Source organism: Mesorhizobium australafricanum (assembly GCF_033977265.1).
In the GTDB taxonomy this organism is placed as follows: Bacteria; Pseudomonadota; Alphaproteobacteria; order Rhizobiales; family Rhizobiaceae; genus Mesorhizobium; species Mesorhizobium australafricanum.
The window spans coordinates 13813-39696 of sequence record NZ_JAVIIT010000012.1; the positions used below are offsets into that span (position 1 = coordinate 13813).

The 25884-nt window shown below is 62.9% G+C and carries 27 protein-coding genes; 17 read left to right on the forward strand and 10 right to left on the reverse strand.

What is annotated here, in order from left to right; all coding sequences use genetic code 11:
- The first annotated feature begins 3 nt into the window (after positions 1 to 3).
- Genes RFM98_RS21675 through tolA form a run of 4 tightly spaced genes read left to right on the forward strand, consistent with a single transcriptional unit; the run spans position 4 to position 3283 of the window.
- Complete coding sequence (locus RFM98_RS21675; protein WP_320310754.1) at positions 4 to 1083, forward strand: ABC transporter ATP-binding protein; 1080 nt, start codon at positions 4 to 6, stop codon at positions 1081 to 1083.
- Positions 1077 to 1769 (forward strand): TetR family transcriptional regulator, encoded by a 693-nt coding sequence (locus RFM98_RS21680; RefSeq protein ID WP_320310755.1) that lies wholly within the window; start codon positions 1077 to 1079, stop codon positions 1767 to 1769. Before RFM98_RS21675 ends, RFM98_RS21680 begins: the two co-directional genes overlap by 7 nt.
- The gene (locus tag RFM98_RS21685; RefSeq protein ID WP_320310756.1) at positions 1766 to 2863 is read left to right on the forward strand and encodes a D-TA family PLP-dependent enzyme; all 1098 of its coding nucleotides are present in this window, start codon (positions 1766 to 1768) and stop codon (positions 2861 to 2863) included. Before RFM98_RS21680 ends, RFM98_RS21685 begins: the two co-directional genes overlap by 4 nt.
- Before the next feature lie 54 nt (positions 2864 to 2917).
- The gene (gene tolA / locus RFM98_RS21690; RefSeq protein ID WP_320310757.1) at positions 2918 to 3283 is read left to right on the forward strand and encodes a cell envelope integrity protein TolA; all 366 of its coding nucleotides are present in this window, start codon (positions 2918 to 2920) and stop codon (positions 3281 to 3283) included.
- A gap of 102 nt (positions 3284 to 3385) precedes the next feature.
- Here tolA and RFM98_RS21695 read toward each other — a convergent pair whose 3' ends face one another.
- Positions 3386 to 3607: a hypothetical protein gene (locus RFM98_RS21695; RefSeq protein WP_320310758.1), complete on the reverse strand. Its 222-nt coding sequence runs from the start codon at positions 3605 to 3607 to the stop codon at positions 3386 to 3388.
- 645 nt (positions 3608 to 4252) lie between these two features.
- A complete protein-coding gene (locus RFM98_RS21700; protein WP_320310759.1) occupies positions 4253 to 4600 on the reverse strand; it encodes a hypothetical protein in 348 nt (115 codons plus the stop codon).
- Between the two features lie 197 nt (positions 4601 to 4797).
- Here RFM98_RS21700 and RFM98_RS21705 point away from each other — a divergent pair, with 197 nt between their 5' ends.
- The 7 genes from RFM98_RS21705 to phoB all read left to right on the forward strand — a co-directional run bounded on the left by RFM98_RS21705 (position 4798) and on the right by phoB (position 13842).
- Entirely contained in the window at positions 4798 to 8148 is a 3351-nt protein-coding gene (locus tag RFM98_RS21705) for a response regulator (protein ID WP_320310760.1), read from the forward strand.
- A gap of 494 nt (positions 8149 to 8642) precedes the next feature.
- Entirely contained in the window at positions 8643 to 9701 is a 1059-nt protein-coding gene (gene pstS / locus RFM98_RS21710) for a phosphate ABC transporter substrate-binding protein PstS (RefSeq protein WP_320310761.1), read from the forward strand.
- A 67-nt stretch (positions 9702 to 9768) separates the two neighbouring features.
- On the forward strand, positions 9769 to 10755 hold the full coding sequence (pstC, locus tag RFM98_RS21715) for a phosphate ABC transporter permease subunit PstC (protein ID WP_320310762.1): 987 nt from the start codon (positions 9769 to 9771) through the stop codon (positions 10753 to 10755).
- 3 nt (positions 10756 to 10758) lie between these two features.
- Positions 10759 to 11610 carry a phosphate ABC transporter permease PstA gene (gene pstA / locus RFM98_RS21720; protein WP_320310763.1) on the forward strand — a complete coding sequence of 284 codons (852 nt, stop codon included), beginning with the start codon at positions 10759 to 10761 and terminating at the stop codon, positions 11608 to 11610.
- The gene (gene pstB / locus RFM98_RS21725) at positions 11607 to 12410 is read left to right on the forward strand and encodes a phosphate ABC transporter ATP-binding protein PstB (protein WP_320310764.1); all 804 of its coding nucleotides are present in this window, start codon (positions 11607 to 11609) and stop codon (positions 12408 to 12410) included. Before pstA ends, pstB begins: the two co-directional genes overlap by 4 nt.
- 19 nt (positions 12411 to 12429) lie before the next feature.
- Positions 12430 to 13137, forward strand: coding sequence for a phosphate signaling complex protein PhoU (gene phoU / locus RFM98_RS21730; RefSeq protein WP_320310765.1), 708 nt, complete (start codon positions 12430 to 12432; stop codon positions 13135 to 13137).
- Positions 13138 to 13152: 15 nt separating this feature from the next.
- Positions 13153 to 13842, forward strand: a complete 690-nt coding sequence (gene phoB, locus RFM98_RS21735) for a phosphate regulon transcriptional regulator PhoB (RefSeq protein WP_010911896.1) — start codon at positions 13153 to 13155, stop codon at positions 13840 to 13842.
- 225 nt (positions 13843 to 14067) lie between these two features.
- Here phoB and RFM98_RS21740 read toward each other — a convergent pair whose 3' ends face one another.
- Positions 14068 to 15303, reverse strand: coding sequence for an ROK family protein (locus tag RFM98_RS21740; protein WP_320310766.1), 1236 nt, complete (start codon positions 15301 to 15303; stop codon positions 14068 to 14070).
- A 270-nt stretch (positions 15304 to 15573) separates the two neighbouring features.
- Here RFM98_RS21740 and xylF point away from each other — a divergent pair, with 270 nt between their 5' ends.
- The 4 genes from xylF to RFM98_RS21760 all read left to right on the forward strand — a co-directional run bounded on the left by xylF (position 15574) and on the right by RFM98_RS21760 (position 20855).
- Entirely contained in the window at positions 15574 to 16614 is a 1041-nt protein-coding gene (gene xylF, locus RFM98_RS21745; protein WP_320310767.1) for a D-xylose ABC transporter substrate-binding protein, read from the forward strand.
- A 244-nt stretch (positions 16615 to 16858) separates the two neighbouring features.
- Complete coding sequence (locus RFM98_RS21750; protein WP_320310768.1) at positions 16859 to 18211, forward strand: sugar ABC transporter permease; 1353 nt, start codon at positions 16859 to 16861, stop codon at positions 18209 to 18211.
- A 75-nt stretch (positions 18212 to 18286) separates the two neighbouring features.
- The gene (locus RFM98_RS21755; protein ID WP_320310769.1) at positions 18287 to 19090 is read left to right on the forward strand and encodes an ATP-binding cassette domain-containing protein; all 804 of its coding nucleotides are present in this window, start codon (positions 18287 to 18289) and stop codon (positions 19088 to 19090) included.
- Between the two features lie 124 nt (positions 19091 to 19214).
- Positions 19215 to 20855, forward strand: coding sequence for a CHASE domain-containing protein (locus tag RFM98_RS21760; RefSeq protein WP_320310770.1), 1641 nt, complete (start codon positions 19215 to 19217; stop codon positions 20853 to 20855).
- 94 nt (positions 20856 to 20949) lie between these two features.
- Here the strand turns inward: RFM98_RS21760 and RFM98_RS21765 are convergent, their stop codons facing one another.
- From RFM98_RS21765 to RFM98_RS21790, 6 genes are all read right to left on the reverse strand, one after another.
- Positions 20950 to 21195, reverse strand: a complete 246-nt coding sequence (locus RFM98_RS21765; protein ID WP_027166589.1) for a YMGG-like glycine zipper-containing protein — start codon at positions 21193 to 21195, stop codon at positions 20950 to 20952.
- An 83-nt stretch (positions 21196 to 21278) separates the two neighbouring features.
- Positions 21279 to 21605: a hypothetical protein gene (locus RFM98_RS21770; RefSeq protein WP_320310771.1), complete on the reverse strand. Its 327-nt coding sequence runs from the start codon at positions 21603 to 21605 to the stop codon at positions 21279 to 21281.
- A gap of 94 nt (positions 21606 to 21699) precedes the next feature.
- Entirely contained in the window at positions 21700 to 21870 is a 171-nt protein-coding gene (locus RFM98_RS21775; protein WP_320310772.1) for a hypothetical protein, read from the reverse strand.
- A 175-nt stretch (positions 21871 to 22045) separates the two neighbouring features.
- Positions 22046 to 23077 (reverse strand): sensor histidine kinase, encoded by a 1032-nt coding sequence (locus RFM98_RS21780; RefSeq protein ID WP_430682334.1) that lies wholly within the window; start codon positions 23075 to 23077, stop codon positions 22046 to 22048.
- A gap of 171 nt (positions 23078 to 23248) precedes the next feature.
- Complete coding sequence (locus RFM98_RS21785; protein WP_018429836.1) at positions 23249 to 23413, reverse strand: DUF1328 domain-containing protein; 165 nt, start codon at positions 23411 to 23413, stop codon at positions 23249 to 23251.
- A gap of 171 nt (positions 23414 to 23584) precedes the next feature.
- A complete protein-coding gene (locus RFM98_RS21790; protein ID WP_320214945.1) occupies positions 23585 to 24379 on the reverse strand; it encodes a response regulator in 795 nt (264 codons plus the stop codon).
- A gap of 217 nt (positions 24380 to 24596) precedes the next feature.
- Here RFM98_RS21790 and RFM98_RS21795 point away from each other — a divergent pair, with 217 nt between their 5' ends.
- Both RFM98_RS21795 and RFM98_RS21800 read left to right on the forward strand, forming a co-directional pair.
- Positions 24597 to 24800, forward strand: coding sequence for a NepR family anti-sigma factor (locus tag RFM98_RS21795; protein ID WP_095767379.1), 204 nt, complete (start codon positions 24597 to 24599; stop codon positions 24798 to 24800).
- 3 nt (positions 24801 to 24803) lie between these two features.
- The gene (locus RFM98_RS21800) at positions 24804 to 25355 is read left to right on the forward strand and encodes an RNA polymerase sigma factor (RefSeq protein WP_027166584.1); all 552 of its coding nucleotides are present in this window, start codon (positions 24804 to 24806) and stop codon (positions 25353 to 25355) included.
- Between the two features lie 37 nt (positions 25356 to 25392).
- Here RFM98_RS21800 and RFM98_RS21805 read toward each other — a convergent pair whose 3' ends face one another.
- Complete coding sequence (locus RFM98_RS21805; protein WP_320214946.1) at positions 25393 to 25773, reverse strand: response regulator; 381 nt, start codon at positions 25771 to 25773, stop codon at positions 25393 to 25395.
- Positions 25774 to 25884 lie beyond the last annotated feature (111 nt).

Genomic DNA, 25884 nt, shown 5'->3' on the forward strand with positions numbered 1-25884 from the left:
TAAGTGGCTTCGATCAATCTCGCCAACATCCGCAAGCAATATGGCTCGGTCACGATCATCGACGATGTCAGTATCGCAATCGAGGATCAAGAATTCGTCGTCCTGGTTGGTCCGTCCGGCTGCGGCAAGTCCACGCTCCTGCGAATGATCGCCGGGCTGGAATCGATCTCGGGAGGGACCATCGCCATTGACGGTGAGGTCGTTAACGACGTCGGGCCGCAGCGGCGTGACTTGGCGATGGTGTTTCAGACCTATGCGCTTTATCCCCATATGACGACCGCGCAGAACATCGGCTTTCCCCTGAAGCTGCGCGGCGCCAGCCAGGATGATATTGGCCGTTCTGTCGCCGGTGTTGCAAACACGCTGCATCTCGACGCGCTTCTTGACCGACAACCACGCGCCCTTTCCGGTGGGCAGCGCCAACGCGTAGCGATGGGCAGGGCGATGGTACGAGAGCCGCGGGCTTTCCTTTTCGACGAACCGCTGAGCAATCTCGACGCGAAACTCAGGCACCACATGCGCATCGAGCTGCGCCAATTGCACAAGTCGCTGGGCGCAACGTCGATCTATGTCACGCACGACCAGATCGAGGCGATGACCATGGCCGACCGGATCGTTGTAATGAACCGCGGCAAAGTCGAGCAGGTGGGCACGCCACTAGAACTTTTTGACAAGCCAGCAAATATTTTTGTCGCCGGGTTTCTTGGCTCCCCGACGATCAACCTGGCCAGCGCAACTCTTTCGGCCGGAGGCGGATCAGCCAAGCTAGAATTCCATGCCGGCTCCGGTCCGATCGACCTTGCCAACGTTACGCCGTCGGCTCACAAGGAGGTTGTGGCTGGGGTGCGTCCGCAACACCTGGAGGTTGTTTCTCCGGAGGGCGCCGGGCTCACCGGAACGGTTGACCTCGTCGAGCAAACCGGGTGTGAAACGAACATCATTCTTTCAGTTGGATCCGAGAAGTGGACGGTTCAATCTCGGATCCGCCAGCATCTCGTGCAAGGGGAGCGTGTCGGGCTCGTCTTCGACCCGACCAACCTTCACCTCTTCGCAGCCGAAACCAAGGAGCGTATCCAATGGTAGCAACGCGTATTCGCGGCTCCGCCAGCGAAGCAAAGCCTGCGGAGGGAAGAAAGCGTGACCCCGAGCGTACCAGACTTATGATCATCGAGGCAGCTCGCGAGGAGTTTGCCGAGAACGGCTACGATGGTGCTCGCACGGATCGGATCGCCACCCGCACGGGCATGAGCAAGGGTGTTCTCTATCACCACTTCAGTTCGAAGGATGATCTGTTCGTAGCAGTCCTGGAAGACATCTATCAGGAGCTTCGCTCGCAGAACGAAGCCCTGGTTCTGGACGAGTTCGAGCCGGAAGCCGGCATACGCGAACTCATCGCTCATACGTATAACTATTTCGTCAATCACCCGGAATTCATTGTGCTGGTAAACTCCGAAAACCTGATGAAATCTCAGCACTTAGAGAGATCGCAGAGTGTCCGCAGCATGTTTGCGCCGCTCTCCAAGCGTCTTGGTGAATTGATATCTCGTGGCCAAGAACAGGGGATCTTCCGGCCAAATGTCGATATTATCGAGCTATACATTTCCATAGTTGGGCTGGGCTATTTCTTCTTGTCCAATCGATGGACGCTCAGCGTGGTTTTCAATCGCGATCTGCTGGCAGAGGGGGCGGAGGAGAAGCGGCTCGCACATATGACGGAGCTCGTCCTCGACTATCTACGCAACGTCAAGCCAATGGATGGACTGAAATGAGTGACAACCCGTTGAACCTGCCGGCGGCCGGAGCTTCGCGCTGGCGCGAGGTTGTTGAAACACCGGCGGTCCTGATCGACCTCGATATCGTCGAGCGAAACATCAGGCGCTGCCAGGACCAGTGTGATCGGCTGGGCGTTGCGATCAGGCCACATATTAAAACACATAAGTTGCCACTGCTTGCCCGTGCGCAGCTGGCGGCTGGAGCGATTGGCATCACCGCGCAGAAGATCGGCGAAGCCGAGGTGATGGCGGACGAGGGCATCGACGACATCCTGATTACCTTCAACATCGTCGGTGACCGCAAGCTTGAACGCCTGAGACGTCTCGCGGAAAGGTGCCGCCTGTCCGTCGTTGCCGACAGCGCTTCAGTCATCGAGGGGCTGGCCCGCGCATTCGCCAATGCCAGGAGCGAAGTCGGCGTTCTGGTGGAATGCGACACCGGAATGCGCCGTTGCGGGGTGTTGACACCGGAAGACGCGCTCCAGCTCGCCCAGTTGATCGCGGATTCTCCGGGTTTGCGCTTCGCCGGCGTGATGACGTATCCGGCTCCCGGACAGGGTAACGCGGCTTGCGAATGGCTAGACGATGCCGCGCGCCTCATTCGCGCGGCGGGTATCGAGACCCAAACGGTATCCAGCGGCGGGACCCCCGATCTCTATGCAATGAAACGGCACGCAAGCCTGACCGAATACAGGCCGGGCAGCTACATCTATAACGATAGGTCAGTCGTTACCGCTGGCGCATGCGGCGTCGACGATTGCGCGCTGACGGTGCTGACCACCGTCATCAGCGCGCCTGCGCATGGGCGTGCCATCATAGACGCGGGGACAAAGGTGCTGACTTCCGACCTTTTCGGCATGAGCGGCTACGGCATGATACTTGAGCGTCCCGATTGCTCGGTCATTTCTCTCAACGAGGAGCATGGAAGGATCGAGTATACCGGCGACCTGGCACCTTTCGTGGGCGAGCTTCTACGTATTGTTCCCAACCATGCCTGCGTCGTCAGCAACATGGTCGATTCCGTGCATCTCGTCAGGGGCGAGAATTATGTCCGTGCGGAGCCAGTCGCCGCGCGGGGGCGGACCACTTGACACTGACTTAGGCCGGTTTGCCTCGGTTGATCTGATGGCAGCGAGGAACCCGCGATGAACACGGCAAGATCCTTGATGATTGCGGGCGCGCTGTTGGTTGCGCCCTTTCAATCGGTGGCCGCATCGCTCAACAGCATGGACGAAGTCGGCGCCGCCTTGCTCGCTTGCTGGACACCGCCGGCCAATTCCGAGAATTCCTCGGTCACGCTCAGCTTCAGCTTCAAGCGCGACGGCACGCTCATCGGGCCGCCGAGAACGACCGCTATTCATGTCAGCGGCGACGACAAGGCGCGCAAGGCCTATGTCGATGCGGCGACCAAGGCGCTCAACGACTGCCTGCCGCTCAGCTTTTCGCCGTCGCTGGCGCAAGGCGTTGCGGGGAACGTCCTCACGCTGCAGTTCAACTCGCCAAAGAAATAACGGCAGGCTTGACGTCTATCTTTGCGTTTGAGGCAGTTCCGGACGAAAGGCTACGGCGAAGGCGCCGAGCCCAACCGTGTCTCGCTTTTCCTGGAATTGCTCTCAGGTCAAGTTGCGCGCGCGCCTGACTTGGGCGTGCTTTTCCAATTCCGGCATCTCGAAGACGTAGTCGCTCCAGGCGGAGTCCGGGATCTGCCCGGCCAGATAACAATCCAGCAGAAGGCTTTGTTCGGCGGTAAGGGGTCTCGGCGCCGGCTCATGATCCAGCCCAAGCGAATGGATCAGGTTCCTGGTCAGGCCAGAGACGGTGAAGTGAATGGACATCTTCAGTCTCCACTGCGCGCGCGGATCACGTCAGCGCCCACAACGTCCGTCACCGGCCAAAGGTTTCATCAGCAATGCGTGATCGCGTCGCGGACTCAAGCGGATCTCGCCCGGAACCGCTGCAGCGCCAGATCGTCAGCATCGGCAATTCCGGCCGCGGCTCAGGATTGCAGGCCAGATATTTTGATTCGAATTGATCCGGCGTCGTTCTTAGTCTTGAAGCAAGGCACTAGTGGCACTGCACAGGGATTTTGACCGGTCGGCTCTGTTTGCGTTAGCAGGTGGCATGCCTTGGAGATTGGCCTAAACGCCCACTCCATCGTCATTCTAGGGCGGAGCGGGAAGCGAAGCGTACCGCGTAGACCCTAGAATCCATGCCGTGGCCTTGATCGAAGGCGCTGCGGAGCAGAATTCTGCACCGCAGCAACGCTTCCAAGTCACGGCATGGATTCTATGGTCTGCGCGCGTCGCTTCGCTCCTTGCTCCGCCATAGAATGACGACGTTGGGGCGGCTTCAACCAATCTCCGGCGTTTGCGCTGATTTCACGGAAATGAATGGAAAATCTTGCACCAAAACAAACGGCAACCTTTCAAAATCCCTGTGCAGTGCCATTAGGTCGGTGCTGCCTGACGGATTGAAGCAAACTATTCGCAGACGACGCGATGGCGCTTGCCGTTTTCGCCGACATCCCTGCAGGTGAGGGGTTTCTGCTCGACGGAAGACGCATCGGGCAGTTCCTGGCTCAAGGATGGCTTGGCCGAAGCGGGCCTGGAATAGCGCCGTACGGCGGGGCTCGCCGGCGCGCTCGGCGGCAGAGGAAACACGTCCGACGCGATCTGCCTCGACGCGGTCGTTCCCGGCGGCGTCCTGTCCCAGACACGCCTGACGTCCATCCGGCTTGGAACGATCACCGTGCCGTCGTCACTGCGCGCGCAACCGCCCGCTGCAAGCAGCGCCGGGCACAGGATGAAAGCAGCGATTCGACCGAACATTAGCAATACCTCAGGCACCTTATAATGCGTCGTTGCCTTGTTCGCCAACGGGCGGATTACCGCAGCCGGCGCCGCGATCGAACTATCTCAATGGCATCGGACGGCGGTGGCTGCAATCATTATGGTTAGCGGATCGTTAATGCTTGTCGGGCACATTTCCGCCGGCGAACCGGCGCGGTTCGGCCTTGGGGGTGGCAATGGCGGATACGGACGGGACTGTCGGGGCGGACAGCGCGGGGGATTTCAACAAGGCGGACATGCGCGGCAACGGGGTCTCCCTCGGTGAGGGCCACGATGTGGCCGGGACTTCGGAGGCGCCCGCCAATCTCAGCCTGATGGTCGATTCGATGCCGATCGGCGTCATTGTTCTCGATGCCGAATTGCGGGCGGAGGTGGTCAACCGGGCATTCTACGACTTCTGGAAGATCGACCCGCGGCGCGCGCCGGCCGGGAGCCGCTTTCGCGACCTCATGGAAGCCAGCCGCGACGCCGATCCGTTCGGCGGCGAGGAGCAGGCCTGGCAAAGCCACGTCGCCGAACGCGAGGCCGAAATCCGGGCCGGCGCCGCAGGCTCCAGGCAGTTGCCGCGCAAGGACGGCCGCACGCTGATCGCCTCGCTGGCGTCGCTTCCCGGCGGCAAACGGCTGATCTCCTATGTCGACATCACCGACATGAAACAGCGCGAGACAGAAGCCGAGGATGCGCGCAGGAACCTCGCCATCGTGCTGGAGTCGCTGCCGGCCGGCGTCATCATCTACGACCGCGACGACCGCTTCGTCTTCGCCAACCGCAAGCTGCAGGATACGCTGCCCGCGCTGAAGCCGGCCTGGCAGCCGGGCCGCACCTTCCGCGAGGCGCTGGCGCTCGGCCATTCCGTCGGCTATTTCCGCTCGAGTGGCGACACCGAGATCGACAGCCTGCATGGCGTCGACACCGAGCGTTGGCTTGACGCCATGCTCAGGCGATACCGTTTGCCGAACTCCTCCTACGAACGCCTCAACTCCGACGGGCGCTGGTACCAGGCTTATGACATGCGCACCGACGACGGCACGTTCATCGGTGTGCGTGTCGATATCACCGATATCAAGGTTCGCGAGAAGGCGTTGCGTGACTCTATGCGCCAGATAGACCTCTACCGGCACGTGATGGACGAGCTGCCCGTTGCCGCCTTCATCAAGGCCGACGATCTCAGCATAGAATTCGTCAACAAGGCCTGGTGCGCGCTGACCGGCCTTCCCAAGGAAGAGGTGATCGGCAAGACGGATCGGGCGCTCTTCGCCACGGAAGAAGCTGACGGCTTCAGCAGTGACGACATCGAAGTTGTGACGACCGGCGAGGGACGTGAGGTCGAGGAGGCTGTCACCCATCGCAACGGCACGGTGCGGCAATTGATGACGCGCAAGAGCCGGCTGGTGGCGACCGACGGCTCGGTGCATCTGGTCGGCTCCAGCACCGACATCACCGACGTCAAGGCGCGCGAGCAGGCGCTCAAGGAAAGCATGAGCGAGAACGAGGTGTTCCGCAGCCTCATCGACAACGTGCCGGTGTCGATCTACGCCAAGCGCTCGGACCTCCGGCAATTCTACGTCAACAAGGGTTGGAGCGATCTGACCGGCTTCAGCAAGGAAGAGGCCGTCGGCAAGACCGATGTCGAGATTTTCGGCGCGGACGGCGAAGCGTTCATCGCCGGCGACCTTGCCGTGCTGCGCACCGGCCAGACGCAGGAGATCGAAGAGACGGTGACGATGCCGGACGGCAGCGTAAGACACCAGTTCGCGCGCAAGGGCGCGATGATCGCCTCCGACGGCTCGCTCTATCTCATAGGCTCCACCACCGACATCACCGAGCTCAAGCAGCGCGAGGCCGAACTCAGCGAGGCGCGCCGGCGCGCCGTGCTCGCGGACCGGGCCAAGTCGGAATTCCTCGCCAATATGAGCCACGAGATCCGTACGCCGATGAACGGGGTCCTTGGAATGGCCGAGCTGCTGGCAAAGTCGGACCTCGATCCGAAGCAGAAGACCTTCACCGACATCATCGTCAAATCCGGCAACGCGCTGCTCACCATCATCAACGACATCCTCGACTTCTCCAAGATCGATGCCGGCCAGCTGGTGCTCGACCCGGCGCCGTTCAATCTCGCCGAAGCGATCGAGGACGTGGCGACGCTGGTGTCGACGCGCGCCAAGGAGAAGGACCTCGAGCTCATCGTCCGCGTGCAGCCGGGGCTCGACAGGCAGTTCGTCGGCGATGTCGGCCGCGTCAGGCAGATCGTCACCAACCTGGTCGGCAACGCGGTGAAGTTCACCGACGAGGGCCATGTGCTGGTCGACGTTACGGGCGAGCCGGTTCCCGCGGGAACGAGGCTCACCATCTCGGTCACCGATACCGGCATCGGCATCCCGGAAGACAAGCTGAAGCTGGTGTTCGAGAAATTCAGCCAGGTCGACACCTCCTCGACCAGGCGGCACGAAGGTACCGGGCTTGGCCTTGCCATCACCTCGCGGTTGGTCGAGATGATGGGTGGCGCGATCGGTGTCGACAGCGCCGAAGGCAAGGGTTCGACCTTCTGGTTCACCGTCACGCTGCCCAAGGCCGAGCAGGGCGGGCAGCGCATCATGCCGGTCGACGTCACCGGTGCCCGCGTGCTCATCGTCGACGACAATGCCGTCAACCGCTCGATCCTGAGCGAGCAGATGGCGTCGTGGACGTTCGATTCCTGCGCAGCCGAAAGCGGCGCCGAAGGGTTGAAGGTGCTGATTGCCGCCGCCGCCTATGGCGTGCCGGTCGATTGCGTCGTGCTCGACTACCAGATGCCCGGCATGACCGGCGCCGAGATGGCGCGCATCGTGCGCAGCACGGCGGGCCTGGCGCACACGCCGATCATCATGCTGACCTCGGTCGACCAGTCGCTTGCCAACACCGCCTATCGCGACCTCGGCATCGATGCGCAGCTGATCAAGCCGGCGCGCTCCTCGATCCTGCTGGAAACCCTTGTCGCGACCATCCAGCGCCATCGCCACTCCAGCGGCGCGGTGCACCCGGCCGTCGGCCCATCGCAAGCCGTGCCGGCGCCGACGGCGGCATCGGACCGCGCCATGCTGCAGCCGCCGCCGGTGCGCGCGCGTCCACGCCCTGCCGATGCGGAGCGCGGGCTCGACATCCTCGTCGCCGAGGACAATGAGGTGAACCAGCTGGTGTTCACCCAGATCCTTGGCGAGACCGGCTATCGCTTCGAGATCGTCGGCAACGGCCGCAAGGCGCTCGATGCTTTCGGCAAGCTCAATCCGCGCATGATCCTGATGGATGTGTCGATGCCGGAAATGAACGGGCTGGAGGCGACGGGCGCCATTCGCCGGCTCGAGCAGGACATGGGCACGCATGTGCCGATCGTCGGCGTCACCGCGCATGCGCTGAAGGGCGACCGCGAACGCTGCCTGGAGGCCGGCATGAACGATTACCTGCCGAAGCCGATCAGTCCGCGGGCGTTGCTCGAAAAGCTCGACCGCTGGCTGGGATCCGACGCCGAGGCACGGCGCGACGCCGGCTAACGGCACGAACTCCGGCGGCCGCTGCCAGCGAGAGGCTGACGTATGCGTATGGTGCGATCGCACCATACCAAAGCGAAGGCCAAGTCAGGACAATAGCCCCATCGATTCCGCCTTTCGGTTACGGGCGGGAGCGGCGACCGCCGGCATGGAACAGCGTCGACTCTACCCCAACGGACCTGTTTTCGGCGATGGCCAGGCCATGATCCGCTCTGGCATTCAGGCAACGCGCTCTCGTCCGGATTTTATTTCCCGGCGGCCGTGACCCGGCCGCCGGGATAAATTTTGTTTCAAAAGTCAGACAAGTTGCTGATTCCCGCGGCAAACTCCGGATGACCCCGAGAGGCCGCCCGAGGCCACTCCCGACGTCACCGTTCAGCCGTTACCGGGCTGACATGAAACTGTCATGCGACTGTAATAATCGAAGGCTATTGCCCTCGTCAGGCGCCGACAGAAATGGGCGCCGCGAGACCATCTTCCGAACAGGAGCAGGCCACATGAGACACTTCATCCGCTCGGCGGCCGTTGCGATTGCAATCGCTGCGGCATCAACCCTTAGCATCTCCGCCGCGGTGGCTGCCGACATTTCCGGCGCCGGCGCCACCTTCCCCTATCCGATCTACGCAAAGTGGGCAGACGCCTACAAGAAGGAGACCGGCATCGGTCTCAACTACCAGTCGATCGGCTCCGGCGGCGGCATCAAGCAGATCAAGGCCAAGACCGTTACCTTCGGCGCTTCCGACGCGCCGCTGAAGGGCGATGAGCTCGACTCCGCCGGGCTGGCGCAGTTCCCGATGGTGATGGGCGGCATCGTTCCGGTCGTCAACCTCGAAGGTGTCAAGCCGGGCGAACTGGTGCTCGACGGCCCGACGCTGGCCGACATCTTCATGGGCAAGATCACCAACTGGAACGACGCGGCGATCAAGAAGCTCAACCCCGACGCCAAGCTGCCCGACCAGGCGATCGCGGTCGTCCATCGTTCGGACGGCTCCGGCACCACGTTCAACTTCAGCTACTATCTGGGCGACGTCAGCGCCGACTGGAAGTCGAAGGTTGGCGTCGACAAGGCGCTTGAGTGGCCGGTGGGCATCGGCGCCAAGGGCAACGAAGGCGTCGCCAACAACGTCTCGCAGACCGGCGGCGCGATCGGCTATGTCGAGTATGCCTACGCCAAGCAGAACAAGCTTACCTATACCGACATGATCAACAAGGACGGCAAGAAGGTCGAGCCGACGGCGGCGGCGTTCTCGGCTGCCGCGGCCAATGCCGACTGGAGCTCGCAGCCGGGCTACGGCGTCATCCTGGCCAACCAGGCGGGCGCGGAATCCTGGCCGATGACCTCCGCCACCTGGATCCTCGTCTACAAGAAGCCCGACGACGCGGCGGCCACGACCGAAGCGCTCAAATTCTTCGCCTGGTCCTACGCCAAGGGCGACGAGATGGCCGGCGCACTGGACTACGTCCCGATGCCCGACGCGGTCGTGAAGAGCGTCGAGGAAATGTGGGGCAAGGACATCGTCGACAAGGACGGCAAGCCGCTCTACTCCGGCATGTAATTCCTATGGAACGAGGGAGGGCGCTTCCGGTGCCCTCCCGTCTCTCTTTCGAAATGCGAGGGGCTAGATGACCGCCGTTTCCGAAGCCGCGACTTTGTCCGCCGTGCGGACCAGGGAAGCGACAGTGCGCCGTTTCGCCTTGACCGATACGGTCTTCCGGGCGGCCACGCGCGCATCCGCCATCCTCGTGCTGGTTCTTCTCGGCGGGGTCGCCATCTCGCTGATCGCCGGATCGTGGGAAGCGCTGTCGAAATTCGGCGTATCCTTCCTGACGACCGAATCCTGGAATCCGGTCACCGAGAATTTCGGCGCCTTGGCGCCCATCTATGGCACCGTCGTCACCTCGGCCATCGCCATCATCATCGCCGTGCCGATCGGTATCGGCATCGCCATCTTCCTGACCGAGCTCTGCCCGCGTCCACTTAGGCGCCCGATCGCCATCGCGGTCGAGCTGCTCGCAGGCATTCCCTCGATCATCTACGGCATCTGGGGCCTGTTCGTCTTCGCGCCGTTCCTGCAGACGACGGTCCAGCCCTTCGTCATCTGGCTCTTCAAAGGCATCCCCGGCCTCAACAGCCTGTTTGCCGGCCCGCCCTACGGCATCGGCCTGCTGACCTCGTCGCTGATCCTCGCCATCATGGTGCTGCCGTTCATCACCTCGATCACCAAGGACGTGTTCGACACCGTGCCGGCGGTGCTGAAGGAATCGGCATACGGTATCGGCTGCACGACCTGGGAAGTGACCCGGCGCGTGACCATCCCCTATACCCGCGTCGGCATCATGGGCGGCGTCATGCTCGGCCTTGGCCGCGCGCTCGGCGAGACGATGGCCGTGACCTTCGTCATCGGCAACGCGCATCGCATCAGCGCCTCGCTGTTTGCGCCGGGCACGACAATATCGGCGACGATCGCCAATGAATTCACCGAGGCCGATGGCGCGCTTTACACGTCCTCGCTGGTGGCGCTCGGCCTGATCCTGTTCATCATAACCTTCATCATCCTCGCGCTCGCACGCTACATGCTGTTGCGCATCGATAGCCGCACGGGAGCCTGATCGATGTCGACAGCCGCATCGCTTCACCAAAGCCGCAAGCGCAAGAATGCCGTGATGATGGCGCTATGCGTCGTCGCGGCGGGCATCGGCCTCGCCTGGCTGGCGCTGATCCTCGGCGCCCTGCTCTACAAAGGGCTCTCCGGAGTATCGCTGGCCGTGTTCACGCAAATGACGCCGCCGCCCGGCGATGCCGGCGGCCTGCTCAACGCCATCTACGGCAGCATCATGATGACCATCATCGGCATCGTCGTCGGCACGCCGATCGGCGTGCTGGCCGGCACCTACATGGCCGAGTATGGTCGCTTCTCGAAGCTCACCACGGTGGTGCGCTTCATCAACGACATCCTGTTGTCGGCGCCCTCGATCATCGTCGGCCTGTTCGTCTATGAGCTGTTGGTGCGGCCGATGGGGCACTTCTCGGCGATTGCCGGCGCCGTCGCGCTGTCCATCCTGGTGATCCCCGTCGTGGTGCGCACCACCGAGGACATGCTCAACCTTGTGCCCAACGCGCTGCGCGAGGCGGGCACCGCCATCGGCGCGCCGCGCTGGGTGGTGATCCGCTCGGTCGCCTATCGCGCGGCAATGTCAGGCATCGTCACCGGCATCCTTTTGGCGATCGCCCGCATCTCCGGCGAGACGGCGCCGCTTCTCTTCACCGCGCTCAACAACCAATTCTGGTCGAGCAATCTCAATGCCCCGATGGCCAGCCTGCCGGTGACCATCTTCCAGTTCGCTCTCAGCCCCTATGAGGAATGGCAGCAACTGGCCTGGACGGGCGCACTCATAATCACCCTGACGGTTCTCGGGCTGAGCATCATCGCCCGCAGCCTAACCGGACGCAGAGAGGACAGATGAAACCGATGTTGTCCACCGACCTGAACGTAGCCGACACGACAGTCGAGAAGGCCAAGATCGAGGTCAAGAACCTCAACTTCTACTATGGCCAGTCGAAGGCGCTGAAGGACATCAACCTGTCCCTGCCCGAGCGCAGCGTGACCGCCTTTATCGGGCCGTCGGGCTGCGGGAAGTCGACGCTGCTGCGCGTGCTCAACCGCATCTACGAGCTCTATCCGAAGCAGAGCGCGGAAGGGCAGGTGCTGCTCGACGGCAAGAACATCCTCGACCGCTCGCAAGACCTCAACCTGCTGCGCACCAAGATCGGCATGGTGTTCCAGAAGCCGACGCCGTTCCCGATGTCGATCTACGAAAACATCGCCTTCGGCGTCAGGCTCTATGAGAAGATCAGCAAGGCCGAGATGGACAGCCGCGTCGAGCAGGCGCTGAAGCGCGCCGCGCTCTGGACCGAGGTCAAGGACAAGCTCAACGCCAGCGGACTGAGCCTTTCCGGCGGTCAGCAGCAGCGCCTGTGCATCGCCCGCACCGTGGCGGTGAAGCCGGAAGTCATCCTGCTCGACGAACCGGCCTCGGCGCTCGATCCGCTGTCGACGGCCAAGATCGAAGAGCTGATCGACGAGTTGCAAGTCGACTACACGATCGTCATCGTCACCCACAACATGCAGCAGGCGGCGCGCGTGTCGCGGCAGACGGCGTTCATGTATCTTGGCGAGCTGGTGGAGTTCGACCGGACCGAGAAGATCTTCACCTCGCCGCGCGAGAAGCGCACGCAGGACTACATCACCGGCCGCTTCGGCTGAGTTCATCGAGGACATCATTATGGCCGAACATACCGTCGCCTCCTTCGACGAGGATTTGAGGCAGATCAGCCGGCTTATCAATGACATGGGCGATCTCGCAGGCTCCATGGTCGGCGCCTCGACCAGGGCACTGCTCGAGACCGACAATGCGCTGGCGCAGCGCGTCGTCTCCGACGACGCCATCATGGACGCGCGTCAGCGCGAGCTTGACGACCGCGCCATCACGCTCATCGCCAAGCGGCAGCCGATGGCGGACGATCTTCGCCACGTGGTCGGCTCGATCCGCATGGCGGGCGACCTCGAACGCATCGGCGACCTTGCCAAGAACATCGCCAAGCGCGTAGGTTCGGTCGGCGTCAGCGCGGCGCCGCGCGACCTCACGCATTCGATCGATTCCATGGCGCAGCTGGTGCTGATCCAGGTCCAGGCCGTGATCCAGGAATATACGGTGGGCGACGCCACGGCGCTGGCCAAGCTTCGCAACGACGACGAGCGCATCGACGTCAAATACACCTCCGTCTTCCGCGAGCTCCTGACCTATATGATGGAAGATCCGCGCAACATCACCGCTTGCACGCATCTTCTGTTCTGCGCCAAGAATCTCGAACGCATCGGCGACCATGTGACCAACATCGCCGAGAACGCCTACTATGTGCTGACCGGCATCCAGTTGCCCGCGAATCGCCCGAAGCAGGACGAGACGGCAATGTCGGCGCCGGCGGCCTGACAAGGGTAACCTGCAATGATCGCGCCACGCATCATGGTGGTGGAGGACGAGGAGCCGCTGGGGGTGCTGCTCCGCTACAATCTCGAATCCGAGGGTTACCAGGTCGAAGTGGTGACCCGCGGCGACGAGGCCGAAATCCGCCTTCAGGAAAACGTTCCCGACCTGCTCGTGCTCGACTGGATGGTGCCGGCCGTTTCCGGCATCGAGCTTTGCCGGCGCCTCAGGATGCGGCCCGAGACCGAGCGGCTGCCGATCATCATGCTGACGGCGCGCGGCGAGGAAAGCGACCGTGTGCGCGGCCTCTCGACCGGCGCCGACGACTATCTGGTCAAGCCGTTCTCGACGCCGGAGTTCATGGCCCGCGTCAAGGCGCTGCTGCGTCGCGCCAAGCCGGAGGTGCTGTCCAGCGTGCTCAAGGTCGGCGACATCGTGCTCGACCGCGAATCGCATCGCGTCTACCGCAAGAAGAGCGAGATCAGGCTCGGCCCGACCGAGTTCCGGCTGCTCGAATTCATGATGCGTCATCCCGGCCGGGTATTCTCGCGCAGTCAACTGCTCGACAATGTCTGGGGCGAGACGATCTATATCGACGAGCGCACGGTCGACGTGCATGTCGGGCGCCTGCGCAAGGCCGTCAACAACGGCCGCATGCCCGATGTCATCCGCACCATCCGCGGGGCGGGCTATGCGATCAGGGAAGATTAGGGATATGCCGATATTCAGGTGAGGCCGGCCTGCGAATGGCGGCTTCCTGCGCTTCCGGTACTCACGTACTTAAGTACGCTCCGTTCCGGCCTTCGCCGGCCGAAGCGCTCATAAGTGTTTCCGCCCTATGAAGGCTACGGCCGGCGTAGGCCGGTTGTCGGAATCCACCATTCTCGACTCGGCCTGACCTGAATCTCAGCATATCCCGGCGCTTGAGCCTGCCGTTCATGCGACGTGCTTGCCCGCTCTCGCCTGGCCCCCGGGCGCGAAAATCTCCTGGTCGACGAAGGTCAGCGCGCGGGCGGCGCAGCCTTCGCGGATGAGCGGCAATTCGTTCGGCTCGGTGTCGAAGGAGATCGATTTCGAGTGCTGGCCGCCGGCGGTCTGGGCGATCGCTTCTCTCAGCGCCGGCTCGATCAGGTCGAAGGCGGCCGCGCTGACGCCGACCATGGCGACAGGCGCCGGATCGATCAGGGCGAACAGGCTGCCGAGACCGAAGCCAAGCGCTTCGCCGGCGCGGCGATACGCCTCCCGCTCCGGACCGTCCTCCTGCCGGGCCTTCGCGGCAAGCGCCCGCATGTCGGCGTCGCCGACGTCGACCGGCTCGGCGTCCTCGCTCATCTTCATGGCGCTGCGCCAGATCGCATAGTTGCCGGCATAGGCCTCGACGCAGCCGCGGCGGCCGCACCGGCAAAGCGCGCCGCCCGGACGATGGATCATATGGCCGAACTCGCCGCCCGAGGAATGGGTGCCGGTGAACAGCGCGCCCTTGAGCACTAGGCCCATACCAATGCCGTGCGAGAGCAGGATGGCGATGAAATCGTCACGATAGCGCTCGGGATCGCGCCATTGCAGCGCCACCGCCATCATGTTGCAGTCGTTCTCCATGGTGGCGGGGATGCCGAATTCCTTCTCGAGGATGTCGGCAAAAGGAATGTCGGTCAGCGGGGTGATCGGCGACCACAGCATGGCGCGCGCCCGGGAATCGGTGATGCCCTGAATGCCCATGGCGATGCGGGCGACGCTGCCGACGTCGAGGTCGGGATCCTGCAGCCGGCGCCGGACGATTGCCATGCATGCGCCGATCAGCTCGTCGCGCGGCATGACAAGCGTGTCCAGGCGCTGCTGTTCCTCGGCAATCACCTGGCCGGCATAGTCGATGACGGCGACCGACAGGAAGTTCAGCGACAGCACCACGGTCAGCACCGCGGCGGCTTCGGGGTTCAGCGCCAGGCCGATCTGCGGGCGGCCGCGTTTCAACGCCGTCGGCTCGTTGGCCTTGCTCTCGGTGAGAATGCCCTCCTGGATCAGATCGGCGGAAATCGCCGAAATGGTCGAGTGGCTGAGCCCGGTGGTGGCGGCAATCTCCGTCCGCGATGGCTGGCCGGCGCGGCGCACGGCCGAAATCACCATGGCGCGGTTGCGCCGGCGCAAATCGTCGTGGCGGATTCCGACCGACATTATCTCGCACCGTCCTCCCGGGTCATCGCGGCCTTGTGATGATGCCATGGCCTGTCGCTGACACCCCAGCAATAGTGGCAGAAGCCAAAGCCGATGTCATTATTTATTGCGAACGTCGAAAAAAATGCCGGGACCCATCAAAGGCCATCAGAATCGCGGTTGACAGCGTCGTTTCGCTGGATCACTATTTTTTTGAGGCTCGAAAAAAAGCCTCTGTGCCGGCCTTCGGGCCAGTCTGGGTCGCGCCGCACAGGGCGCAGGGAGGATATCATGAAGAAATTCGCAGCCGCCATTCTGGCGGGCGTTGCCATGTCGCTGACGCTGGCGTCGGTCGCCGAGGCGAAGGGCAAGGTGATCGGCGTCTCGTGGTCGAATTTCCAGGAAGAGCGCTGGAAGACCGACGAAGCGGCGATGAAGAAGGCAATCGAGGCCGCGGGCGACAAGTACATCTCCGCCGACGCGCAGTCCAATCCGGGCAAGCAGCTGACCGACGTCGAAAGCCTGATCTCGCAGGGCGCCAACTCGCTGATCATCCTGGCGCAGGATGCCTCGGCGATCGGGCCGGCGGTGCAGAAGGCGCTCGATGAAGGAATCCCGGTCGTCGGCTACGACCGCCTGATCGAGAACAAGGACGTGTTCTACCTGACCTTCGACAACAAGGAAGTCGGCCGCATGCAGGCCCGCGAGGTGTTCAAGGCCAAGCCTGAAGGCAACTACGTCTTCATCAAGGGCTCGGGCGCCGATCCGAACGCCGACTTCCTGTTCTCGGGCTCGATGGAAGTGCTGAAGGAAGCCATCGACAGCGGCAAGATCAAGAATGTCGGCGAGGCCTATACCGACGGCTGGCTGCCCGCCAACGCGCAGAAGAACATGGAGCAGTTCCTGACCGCCAACGACAACAAGGTCGATGCGGTCGTGGCGGCCAATGACGGCACCGCCGGCGGCGTCGTCGCGGCGCTGACGGCTCAAGGCCTGGCCGGCACCGTTCCGGTCTCGGGCCAGGACGGCGACCACGCGGCGCTCAACCGCATCGCGCTCGGCACGCAGACCGTGTCGGTGTGGAAGGACGCGCGCGAGCTCGGCAAGAACGCCGCGGAGATCGCCTCGCAGCTCGCCGACGGCAAGAAGATGGCCGACATCGCCGGCGCCAAGGACTTCACGACGCCCGGCGGCAACACCGTCAAGTCGCTGTTCCTGACCCCGATCGCCATCACCAAGGACAATCTCAACGTCGTCATCGACGCTGGCTGGATCAAGAAGGACGAGGTTTGCGCAGGCGTTGCCGCCGGCAGCGTCAAGGTCTGCAACTAAGCTTTGCCGACGTTCGATCTCAACACTTGCGCCGCGGCGCCGGGAGGGTTCAGTGTTTTGCCATTGAACCTCCCGGCCCTTTAACCGCCGCAATTCCGGACGGAAAACCGTCAAACACTTTTCCTGGAATTGCTTCAAAGCCGCGGCGTTTTTTCAATAAGATTTGTGTTTCCGCCTCTGGCGGATAGCTTCTAGGCTTGGCTCCGGCATCCGCGCCAGACGGGCAAGCCGGCGGGAGGAAATCATGACCGACACGACGTCTCCCTCACAGGCAGACACCGCGCGTGCATCGGAACTAAGCGCCGCCGCCCGGTTCCTGAAGGCAACCGAGCTCGACACACGCATGCTCGGCATGATCGGCGCGCTGCTCCTGATCTGGACCGGGCTGCATGTCATCTCCAGCCTGCGCCTTGGCGTCAATCCGCTCGACTTCGACAGCCGCACCTTCCTGACGCCGCGCAATCTCTGGAACCTGTCGGTGCAGACTTCGGCCGTGGCGATCATGGCCTCCGGCATGGTGCTGGTCATCGTCACGCGCAACATCGACCTGTCGGTCGGATCGGCCGAAGGCGTGATCGGCATGGTCATGGGCTTTGCCCAGGTGCATTTCCTGGTGCGCTTCGTCGGGCTTGAATTGGGCAATCCCTGGATCTGGATCCTGGCGTTGCTGATCGGCCTGGCGCTCGGCCTGCTCATCGGCGCCTTCCAGGGCTTCATCATCGCCTATCTCGAAGTGCCGGCCTTCATCGTGACGCTGGGCGGACTGCTGGTATGGCGGGGTGCTGCCTGGTGGGTCACCAGCGGCCAGACGGTGGCGCCGCTCGACGCTACCTTCCAGCTGATGGGCGGCGGCCCGGCGGGCTCGATCGGCGCCAGATGGAGCTGGGCCGTCGGCATCGTCGCCTGCCTTTCGGTGGTTTTCATGCATTTCAACGGCCGCGTGCAACGCAAGCGGTTCCGCTTCCCGCTGCGTCCGATCTGGGCCGAGACGCTGCTCGCCACGGTCACCTGCGCAATCATCCTGGGCGCGGTGTGGCTCGCCAATTCCTATCCGTGGCCGGTCGGCATCGTGAACCGCTACGCCGCCGCCAACAACATCACCGTCCCCGAAGGCGGGCTGTTCATCGCGCATGGCATCGCCATTCCGGTGCTGATGGCCGTCGCCGTCGGCCTGATCATGACCTTCGTCACCAAGCGCACACGCTTCGGCCGCTATGTCTTTGCCATTGGCGGCAATCCGGAAGCAGCCAATCTTGCCGGCATCAACACGCGCTGGATCACCATGAAGGTGTTCATGATCATGGGCGTGCTGGCGACGATCGCGGCGGCGATCTCGTCGGCCAGGCAGAACTCCGCGACAAACGTGCTGGGAACGCTGGACGAGCTCCTGGTCATTGCCGCGGCGGTCATCGGCGGCACCTCGCTCGCCGGCGGTTCCGGTACGGTGCTCGGCGCCATGCTGGGCGCATTGCTGATGCAGTCGCTGCAGTCCGGCATGGTGCTGCTCGGCGTCGATTCGCCGCTGCAAAGCATCGTCGTGGGCGCCGTGCTGGTCGTCGCGGTCTGGCTCGACACCATATATCGCAAGCGCGTCTGAGCATGGTCCCGAAACGTGGAAACCGGTTTTCGGACCGCATCATGCTTGAGCATGGACTTCAGGGGAGGAACAACGATGATAGCTGACAAATCCGCTCCCGCCGGCGTTCCGCTCGTCGACATGCGCAACATCTCGATCGCCTTCGGCGGCATCCGCGCCGTCGACGACGCGTCCGTCGATCTTTTCCCCGGCGAAGTGATGGCGCTGCTCGGCCACAACGGCGCCGGCAAGTCGACGCTGATCAAGATCCTGTCAGGCGCCTACAAGCGCGATAGCGGACAGATATTCATCAATGGCGAGGAGGCTTCGATCGCCAACCCGCGCGACGCCAAGAAATACGGCGTCGAGACGATCTACCAGACGCTGGCGCTGGCCGATAATGTCGATGCGGCGGCCAATCTCTTCCTCGGCCGCGAGCTGATGACGGGCTGGGGCACGCTCGACGACGTCGCCATGGAAGCCGAGGCGCGCAAGGTGATGGGCCGGCTCAATCCGCGCTTTCAACGCTTCAAGGAGCCGGTCATCAAGCTGTCGGGCGGGCAGCGGCAGTCGGTGGCGATCGCGCGCGCTATCCTGTTCAACGCCCGCATCCTGATCATGGACGAGCCGACGGCGGCGCTCGGCCCGCAGGAGACGGCCCAGGTCGGCGAACTGGTCAAGCAGCTCAAGGCCGACGGCATCGGCATCTTCCTGATCAGCCACGACATCCATGACGTGTTCGAGCTCGCCGACCGGGTCTGCGTGATGAAGAACGGCCAGGTGGTCGGCACCGCGCGGACGGTCGATGTCACCCAGGACGAGGTGCTCGGCATGATCATTCTCGGCAAATGCCCGCCCGGTGCCATCCCCGGGCCGGGCGCACTGAGGATCGCGGCTTGAGGCGATGAATTAGCCGGCTGCCGGTGGCCGGCTCCCATGCCAGCCGCCTTCATGGTTTGGCCTCGCCATTGTCTTGTCATCCAGACTTGCCCATAAAGGTTCGACCGTTCCTGGACCCGGCTTGTTGAAGAAACTCTTCCCCATCGTCGCTTTCATCGCCGTCGCCCTGATCAGCCTGACGATGGCGGGGTTTGCCTATTTCGCGACGCAAGAGGCGGCGCGGATAAAATTCGAAGGCACCGCCGACGATGCGCTCAGTCGCATCGAGAGCCGCATCGATCTGCATCTGTCGCTGCTGCGCTCGACGCAGGCGCTGTTCGATGCGCGCAACGGCGACATCAAGCGCGGCGAATTCAACGCCTTCTTCACCGCGCTGAACATCGACGACAACTTTGCCGGCCTGCGCGGCATCGGCTTCCTCAGGCTCGCCAAAACCGGCGACGAGGCGACGGTCGAACGCGACATTCTGCACGATTATGGATCGGCCCACCCGATCTATCCCGCCACCACCGAGGCATGGCGGACACCCATCGTGCTGTTCGAGCCGCTCGACACGTCCAACCAGTCGATCATCGGATTCGACATGTTCAGCGAGCCGGTACGGCGCGCGGCAATCGAAAAGGCGATGGCCGACGACCAGCAACATGCGAGCGGCCTGGTCCAGCTTGGCCAGGGCGCCGGCGTGGCGCAAACCTTCACGGGTTTCCTGGTTTTCGTGCGGCTGAACGTCGAAACCGCTCCCGACGTCATCAATGTAAGCCGCTCCTCTACGGCCGGCTTTCTTTATGCCGCCTTTCGCGCCACCGACCTGTTCCAGGTCGCGCTCAGCCATTCACCGCTGCTGCCGGTCAATGTCGAGGTCTATGACGGCAAGCCGGAGGCCGGCAAGCTGCTTTTCCGTTCGGAGGCGCCGCCGGCGGAACGTATCGGCGCGAAGCTTTTGGCGCGTCGCGATATCGTCGTCGCGGGCCGGCCTTGGTCCGTGCTGTTCAGGCCGACAAGCGCCTTCGAGCCACCGTCCTCGCGCGCCATTCCGGTGATGCTCGGGCTGTTCGGCCTGTTGCTTGCCGGGGCTATCGCCCTCGTGGCGCGCTATCAGGAGCGTGCCTATGATGCGAAATCGGCGCTGCACGAGGCGACAGAAAAGAGCCTGCTGGAAAAGGACCTGATCCTGCAGGAGATGAAGCACCGCATCAAGAATTCGATCACCCGCGTGCTGGCGATCGCGCGGCAGACGGCCTCGCAAGCCACCGACGTCAAGGAGTTTTCGGCATCGTTCTCGGCGCGCCTCCAGGCCATGGCCGCATCGCAGGATATGCTTACGCGCTCGCGTTGGCAGAAGGCCGATCTCGGCGACCTACTGCGCATCGAACTCGGGCAGGTGTTCGGCAAGGACCTCCCCGATGGGGTGGTGTCCGGGCCGCAAGTGCTGCTCGACGAGACGACGACGCAGGCACTCGGACTGACCTTCCACGAACTCGCCACCAATGCGCTGAAGTATGGCGAAGCCGGCAATTCTGCCAATTCCGTCAAGGGAAGCTGGGCCCTCAAGGTCGACTGGAGCATCGAAGGGCGCAGCCGCGAGCGGACGCTGGTGCTGAACTGGCGCGAAGCGGGTCACAAGAAACTGGAAGCGCCGGCCAAGACCGGCTTCGGCACCAAGCTGATTGACCTCAACGTCACACGCGAATTGCGCGGCACGATCGCGCGCGACTATCACGCCGACGGACTGAAGGTGGAAATCAGGATCCCTCTGACCGCGTGAGCGGCCCAAAAGTCCCCCGGTGGCGGGCGAACCGGCGACTTGAATTCAAAAAGAAACCGGGGGCCGGCTGCCGGTCCCCGGTTTCTTTCGGGTATTAGTTGCAGCGAGCCGTGTAGATCCGGCCGCGATGATCGCGATACTGGCAATAGCCGTTGCGCAGGTTGCGCACCAGGAGGCCCGACCCGGCGCCGACAGCCGCGCCGATCAGCGCGCCCTTGCCGCCGCCGACCAAACCGCCCACACCGGCGCCGATCAGGCCGCCACCAACGACGTCCTGCTCGGTCGTGGTGCAGCCGCTGACGGCGACTACGGCAACCATGGCAATGATCATCTTCCGCATAGAATTGCTCCTCACTTTTGTCCTCACTTTCGGCAGTGCCAGCCGCCATTTAGCATGAAAAAACGGGCTTTGCCTGCCAGATCTCACTGTTGTTTAAGATAGTCTTTTTCGGGGCGCCCGCCGTTCGACGCGACAAGCATGCCGGAAACCTCCAAAGATGCGACCAGCGTGCCGTCGGGCCGCACGTTCCAGTCGATCCGGTCGTAGTCGTCCTCCAGAGCCGGATCGACGGCCAGGCATTTACCGATGATGCGGGGAGCCTGGCCCTGCAGGTCGCCAAGGGCGAAGGGCCTTTCGGCGACACAGGCTTGCGCGGTCTCGAAGACACTGACCGGCACCTCGAGTTCGCGGCAATCGGCCATTGTGCTCGAACAGCCGACGACGAAGAGCAATGCGGCGATGTGTTCCATGGCTCCGAACCTCTCGCCGCAAGCAACGATTCTGGGCGAGCAAAAGTTCCGGGGGCCGGAGTTTAAAGCGCGCCGTCAAAACGGCGTACGGGGATCAGAACAATTGCCAGGCCGCGGTCAGGGCCATGGCGGCGAAAAGCGCGATCGCGCCAAGGCGAAGCGCAAGATGAGATGATCGCGGAGCGGGCGGCGGCTCGGCATCCTGGAAGCCGCTCATCGAGACGCGGGCGGCCTGCTCAAGCCTCTTCATGTCGGCAACCATCATTTTTGGTCTCCCAGGTCGCGCCGGGGCGCGGATGGGTTGCCGGCGCATCGTTAGCCGGGAGCACAGGATCGGACTTTATGGTGAACAGCCGGTGAAGGGCCTTCGTCGGCAAAGCCAGAACGGCTCGCCGTTTCCCTGGAAACGGCGAAACGCTCTCACGCCATCGGCAGCGCGATCAATCCGTTTCGAAATTCCCGCGCGGGACAGTGAGGCGGTATTCCATCCGGTCTTTGCCGATATCGAGCGTCGCGGAGCCATTCAGCGACATCGGCACGACGCGCTCCAGCGCCACGCTGCCGAAGCGCTTCTCATTGCGCGGCGCGTCGCCGACCGCCTCCGTCCAGGTCAGCAAAAGGTTAGGCGGGGTTCCGTCTTCGGCCTCGAGCCTGGCACGCACCTCGACGTGGCCGTCCGGCCGCGACAGTGCGCCATAGCTCACCGAGTTCACGGCCAATTCATGCATCGCCAGGCCGATGTGCAGGGCGGCGTTGGGATTGAGATAAGGATTTTCGCCCGCGAACCGCAGGCTTTGCGCCAGATCGCTGCTGTAGCGGCCGACTTGGCCGGATACGAGCTCCTGCAGTGCCGCTCCCCGCCAGTTGGATGATGTGACAAGGTCCTGCGAGGAAGCGAGCGATTGCAGCCGGCCGCGAAACCGCGCCAGGAACTCGCCAAGCGTCTCCGTATAGCGCCCGGTCTGGGTGGCGATGCTCTGGATGATGGCCAGGAGATTTTTCGATCGATGGCTGACTTCGCGCAACAGCGTCTTCAGCGTTTGCTCGCGGTGTTTCTGCTCCGTCGTCTCCACCATGGTGGTGACGACGCCGATGACTTCGCTGGCGTCCCCGCGGTCGGCATCGATCCAGAGCTGGAACCAACGGACGCCCTGGCTTCCCGGTATGCTGAGCTCGAACTGGTCCGCGTTACCAGATTCGATCACCTTGAGTTTGGCGGCTCTTATGTGTTCGGTCTGCGCCGGCGATAGCAAATCCTTGCCGTCGGCGGTTTCGGATGCCCAGGGCGCGCTCATGTTGCGGGCCCAGACCGTTTTCATCTGTCGATCCTGGTAGAGAACCGAAATTCCGGCATTGTGCAGCGCATGAAGCAAGGCGCGCCCCACCTGCATCCCACTTTCGGCGGGATGCATCGCGATCACTTCGCCGTCCTGTTTTTCAATCCTGTCCTTCGTGGGACCCTCGGAAGGCATTGGAAACATCCCGTACTCGGTCCTTGAACGGCTCAATTAACAACTGGTTCCGCACGGTATCGACCCTAAGTACGGGCTCTCCAAAAGCGGTCCGCCGGACGGTGCCCCTTTCGAGGCTCCGCCCGGCGGTGGCTGGAAACCGTTTGAGGGGTGCGGCTTCCAGTGTTGCGGTCAGGCTCTCCTGAAGAGACCCGCGATGAGCGAAATCACCAGGAAGGCGAGGAAGATAAAGAACAGGATCTGCGCGATGCCTGCCGATGTACCGGCGATGCCGCCGAACCCAAGCGCGCCGGCGATGATCGCAACTACGAGAAATACGAGCGCCCAGTACAGCATGATGCGTCTCCTTCTTATGTCGGGAAAAGAACGTGGCCCGGTGCCGTTTGTTCCACCATTCGATGAAAAAGACGATCCCCTTGAAGGGCTTTTCAGGTCGCGAAACAGACAAGCGCCACACGAGGCGCGAAGGCCTCGCATGACGCTCGAAAGTTCAGGTTTCGGAACTGATCAGGCGGCGGCCTTCGCCTGACGGTCGAAGAACAGGGCCTGGCTGATCAAAGCCTTGACCATGTCGGGATTGAACGGCTTGGTGACCAGAAAGGCTGGCTCCGGGCGCTCGCCGGTCAGCAGGCGTTCCGGGAAGGCGGTGATGAAGATTACCGGCACCGGCGTCGAGGACAAAATCTCGTTGACGGCTTCGATGCCGGAACTGCCGTCGGCAAGCTGGATGTCGGCCAGAACCATTTTCGGCCGTGTCTTGCCGAACATGGCCACCGCCTCGGCATGCGTGCGCGCCGTGCCGACGACGCGGTGGCCGAGGCTTTCGACCATCTCTTCGATGTCCATGGCAATCAGCGGCTCATCCTCGATGACCAGAACGTCGGTCGCGACCTGCCGCGAAATCTCGTTGCTTGCCTGGGCAAGCAACTCTGAAAACTCATCCTCGTCGACATCGAGAATTTCCGCCGCCTCGTCCTCGCTGAAGCCCTCGACGGCAACCAGAAGGAAAGCCTGCCTCGGCAGGGGCGCGATCGCATTCAGATTGGCCGCGGCCCGCTGCTCCCAGGCTGTCTGCGCCTGTTCCTGCGGCACGCGGATGGCCACGGACGTGAACAGCTTGGCGAAAACCTTATATATCGCGATGCGGTCGCTGGAGGCTTCGGGAAAGATATTGGTGTCGGCGATGATGGCTTCCAGCATGGCGGCGACCAACGCGTCACCGCTCTCCTGCGATCCCGATACCGCCCGCGAGAAGCGGCGCAGGAAGGGAAGATGCGGAGCGATGGTTGCGGACAAACTCATTATTTGCGTCTCCCTCAGATGACGTTGCACATTCAAGGCCACGCTGACGCAAGCCCCTGAAATCAAACGCCGGCTTCCAGAAAAAGTTCCGCCGGCTGTGGAACTAAATTAGCGGGCGGGCGTTTGGGGGGCTCGGGATGGGCAGCCAGACGAGGGTTCCGCTTACATTGTGGTTTGAAGTCAAAGAGCGGTTCGCGTGCTGGAAACTAGGGCGACTATGAAAGAAATGTCAAAAAAACAGATGGCTGATGCCGCAAGCAGGCATCGGAACGGGGATGGCAACCCGCTTGGGGCAAACTCCGAAATCGCCCGCAAGCTCAAGCAGTATTATGACGAGTTGGTCTCCGACCACGTGCCGGACCGCTTCGCCCAGTTGCTGAGCCAGCTGGAACAGACCGAACCTGCCCAGAAAAAGGACTGAGGCATGGCGGCGGTATCCCAGAGCTTCAAGACCGAGCTGCTCGGTGCGATCCCGAGCCTGCGTGCCTTTGCCGTGTCATTGACACAGAATGCCGACCGGGCCGACGACCTCGTCCAGGAGACGCTGGTCAAGGCGTGGGACAAGCATGAGAGTTTCCAGCCGGGCACCAACCTCAAGGCCTGGCTATTCACCATCCTGCGCAACGAATTCTATTCGCAGATGCGCAAACGCGGCCGCGAAGTGCAGGACAGCGACGGCATCATGACGGCCAGGCTTGCAGTTCATCCGGCCCAGCATGGCCAGCTCGACCTCAAGGATTTCCGCGGCGCATTGGAACAATTGCCGGAGGACCAGCGCGAAGCCATCATCCTGATCGGCGCTTCCGGCTTTTCCTATGAGGAAGCGGCCGAGATCTGCGGCTGTGCGGTCGGCACGATCAAGAGCCGTGTCAGCCGGGCGCGCACCAGGCTGCAGGAGATCCTCAAGATTTCCGGAGAGGACGAGTTCGGGCCCGACGCGATTTCGGCGCAGGTTACAGGTTCCAACGCCGCGTAAGCCGCACCACCATGGTGCCTGCCGCGGCGATGGCCCGTCAGGCCGCGTTCGCGCGCCCGCAGGCGATGGCCACCGCTTCGATCAGATCGTCGCCCGAGTAAGGCTTGGTCACCAGCCGAATGTCAGGGAACGAGCCCTTGACTTCGTCCGAATCCGAATAGCCGGAGGCGAACACGAACGGCACGCCTTCGCTGCGCAGCCGCGCGGCGAAATCCAGCGTCGAAACGCCGCCGAGCATCAGATCGACAACCGCCGCGTCGAAGCGCGAAGGTAGCGCCTGCCCGTCGATCTCACCAAGATCGCGCGCGATCGTCACATCCGCGGCGCCGTGGTCCCGGCAAAGCTGCTCGACATCCATCGCGATCAGGAACTCGTCTTCCAGGACGAGGATGTGGAGTCCGTCAAGCAATGCTGGCACCTATCAGTGTCTCCTCGGCAGGACCGCACTCATGCGCGGAATTCGTCGCCATGTCATTTAAAAAAGACATGGGCATGACGCTGGCGGAACCCGTGTCGGTCTCAAGCGTTT

What these genes read in the sequence shown, in the direction of transcription:
- RFM98_RS21680 (WP_320310755.1), top strand. Translation starts at nt 1,077, where the DNA reads ATGGTAGCAACGCGTATTCGCGGCTCCGCCAGCGAAGCAAAGCCTGCG.
- RFM98_RS21685 (WP_320310756.1), top strand. Translation starts at nt 1,766, where the DNA reads ATGAGTGACAACCCGTTGAACCTGCCGGCGGCCGGAGCTTCGCGCTGG.
- tolA (WP_320310757.1), top strand. Translation starts at nt 2,918, where the DNA reads ATGAACACGGCAAGATCCTTGATGATTGCGGGCGCGCTGTTGGTTGCG.
- RFM98_RS21695 (WP_320310758.1), bottom strand. Translation starts at nt 3,607, where the DNA reads ATGTCCATTCACTTCACCGTCTCTGGCCTGACCAGGAACCTGATCCAT.
- RFM98_RS21700 (WP_320310759.1), bottom strand. Translation starts at nt 4,600, where the DNA reads ATGTTCGGTCGAATCGCTGCTTTCATCCTGTGCCCGGCGCTGCTTGCA.
- RFM98_RS21705 (WP_320310760.1), top strand. Translation starts at nt 4,798, where the DNA reads ATGGCGGATACGGACGGGACTGTCGGGGCGGACAGCGCGGGGGATTTC.
- pstS (WP_320310761.1), top strand. Translation starts at nt 8,643, where the DNA reads ATGAGACACTTCATCCGCTCGGCGGCCGTTGCGATTGCAATCGCTGCG.
- pstC (WP_320310762.1), top strand. Translation starts at nt 9,769, where the DNA reads ATGACCGCCGTTTCCGAAGCCGCGACTTTGTCCGCCGTGCGGACCAGG.
- pstA (WP_320310763.1), top strand. Translation starts at nt 10,759, where the DNA reads ATGTCGACAGCCGCATCGCTTCACCAAAGCCGCAAGCGCAAGAATGCC.
- pstB (WP_320310764.1), top strand. Translation starts at nt 11,607, where the DNA reads ATGAAACCGATGTTGTCCACCGACCTGAACGTAGCCGACACGACAGTC.
- phoU (WP_320310765.1), top strand. Translation starts at nt 12,430, where the DNA reads ATGGCCGAACATACCGTCGCCTCCTTCGACGAGGATTTGAGGCAGATC.
- phoB (WP_010911896.1), top strand. Translation starts at nt 13,153, where the DNA reads ATGATCGCGCCACGCATCATGGTGGTGGAGGACGAGGAGCCGCTGGGG.
- RFM98_RS21740 (WP_320310766.1), bottom strand. Translation starts at nt 15,303, where the DNA reads ATGTCGGTCGGAATCCGCCACGACGATTTGCGCCGGCGCAACCGCGCC.
- xylF (WP_320310767.1), top strand. Translation starts at nt 15,574, where the DNA reads ATGAAGAAATTCGCAGCCGCCATTCTGGCGGGCGTTGCCATGTCGCTG.
- RFM98_RS21750 (WP_320310768.1), top strand. Translation starts at nt 16,859, where the DNA reads ATGACCGACACGACGTCTCCCTCACAGGCAGACACCGCGCGTGCATCG.
- RFM98_RS21755 (WP_320310769.1), top strand. Translation starts at nt 18,287, where the DNA reads ATGATAGCTGACAAATCCGCTCCCGCCGGCGTTCCGCTCGTCGACATG.
- RFM98_RS21765 (WP_027166589.1), bottom strand. Translation starts at nt 21,195, where the DNA reads ATGCGGAAGATGATCATTGCCATGGTTGCCGTAGTCGCCGTCAGCGGC.
- RFM98_RS21770 (WP_320310771.1), bottom strand. Translation starts at nt 21,605, where the DNA reads ATGGAACACATCGCCGCATTGCTCTTCGTCGTCGGCTGTTCGAGCACA.
- RFM98_RS21775 (WP_320310772.1), bottom strand. Translation starts at nt 21,870, where the DNA reads ATGATGGTTGCCGACATGAAGAGGCTTGAGCAGGCCGCCCGCGTCTCG.
- RFM98_RS21780 (WP_430682334.1), bottom strand. Translation starts at nt 23,077, where the DNA reads ATGCCTTCCGAGGGTCCCACGAAGGACAGGATTGAAAAACAGGACGGC.
- RFM98_RS21785 (WP_018429836.1), bottom strand. Translation starts at nt 23,413, where the DNA reads ATGCTGTACTGGGCGCTCGTATTTCTCGTAGTTGCGATCATCGCCGGC.
- RFM98_RS21790 (WP_320214945.1), bottom strand. Translation starts at nt 24,379, where the DNA reads ATGAGTTTGTCCGCAACCATCGCTCCGCATCTTCCCTTCCTGCGCCGC.
- RFM98_RS21795 (WP_095767379.1), top strand. Translation starts at nt 24,597, where the DNA reads ATGAAAGAAATGTCAAAAAAACAGATGGCTGATGCCGCAAGCAGGCAT.
- RFM98_RS21800 (WP_027166584.1), top strand. Translation starts at nt 24,804, where the DNA reads ATGGCGGCGGTATCCCAGAGCTTCAAGACCGAGCTGCTCGGTGCGATC.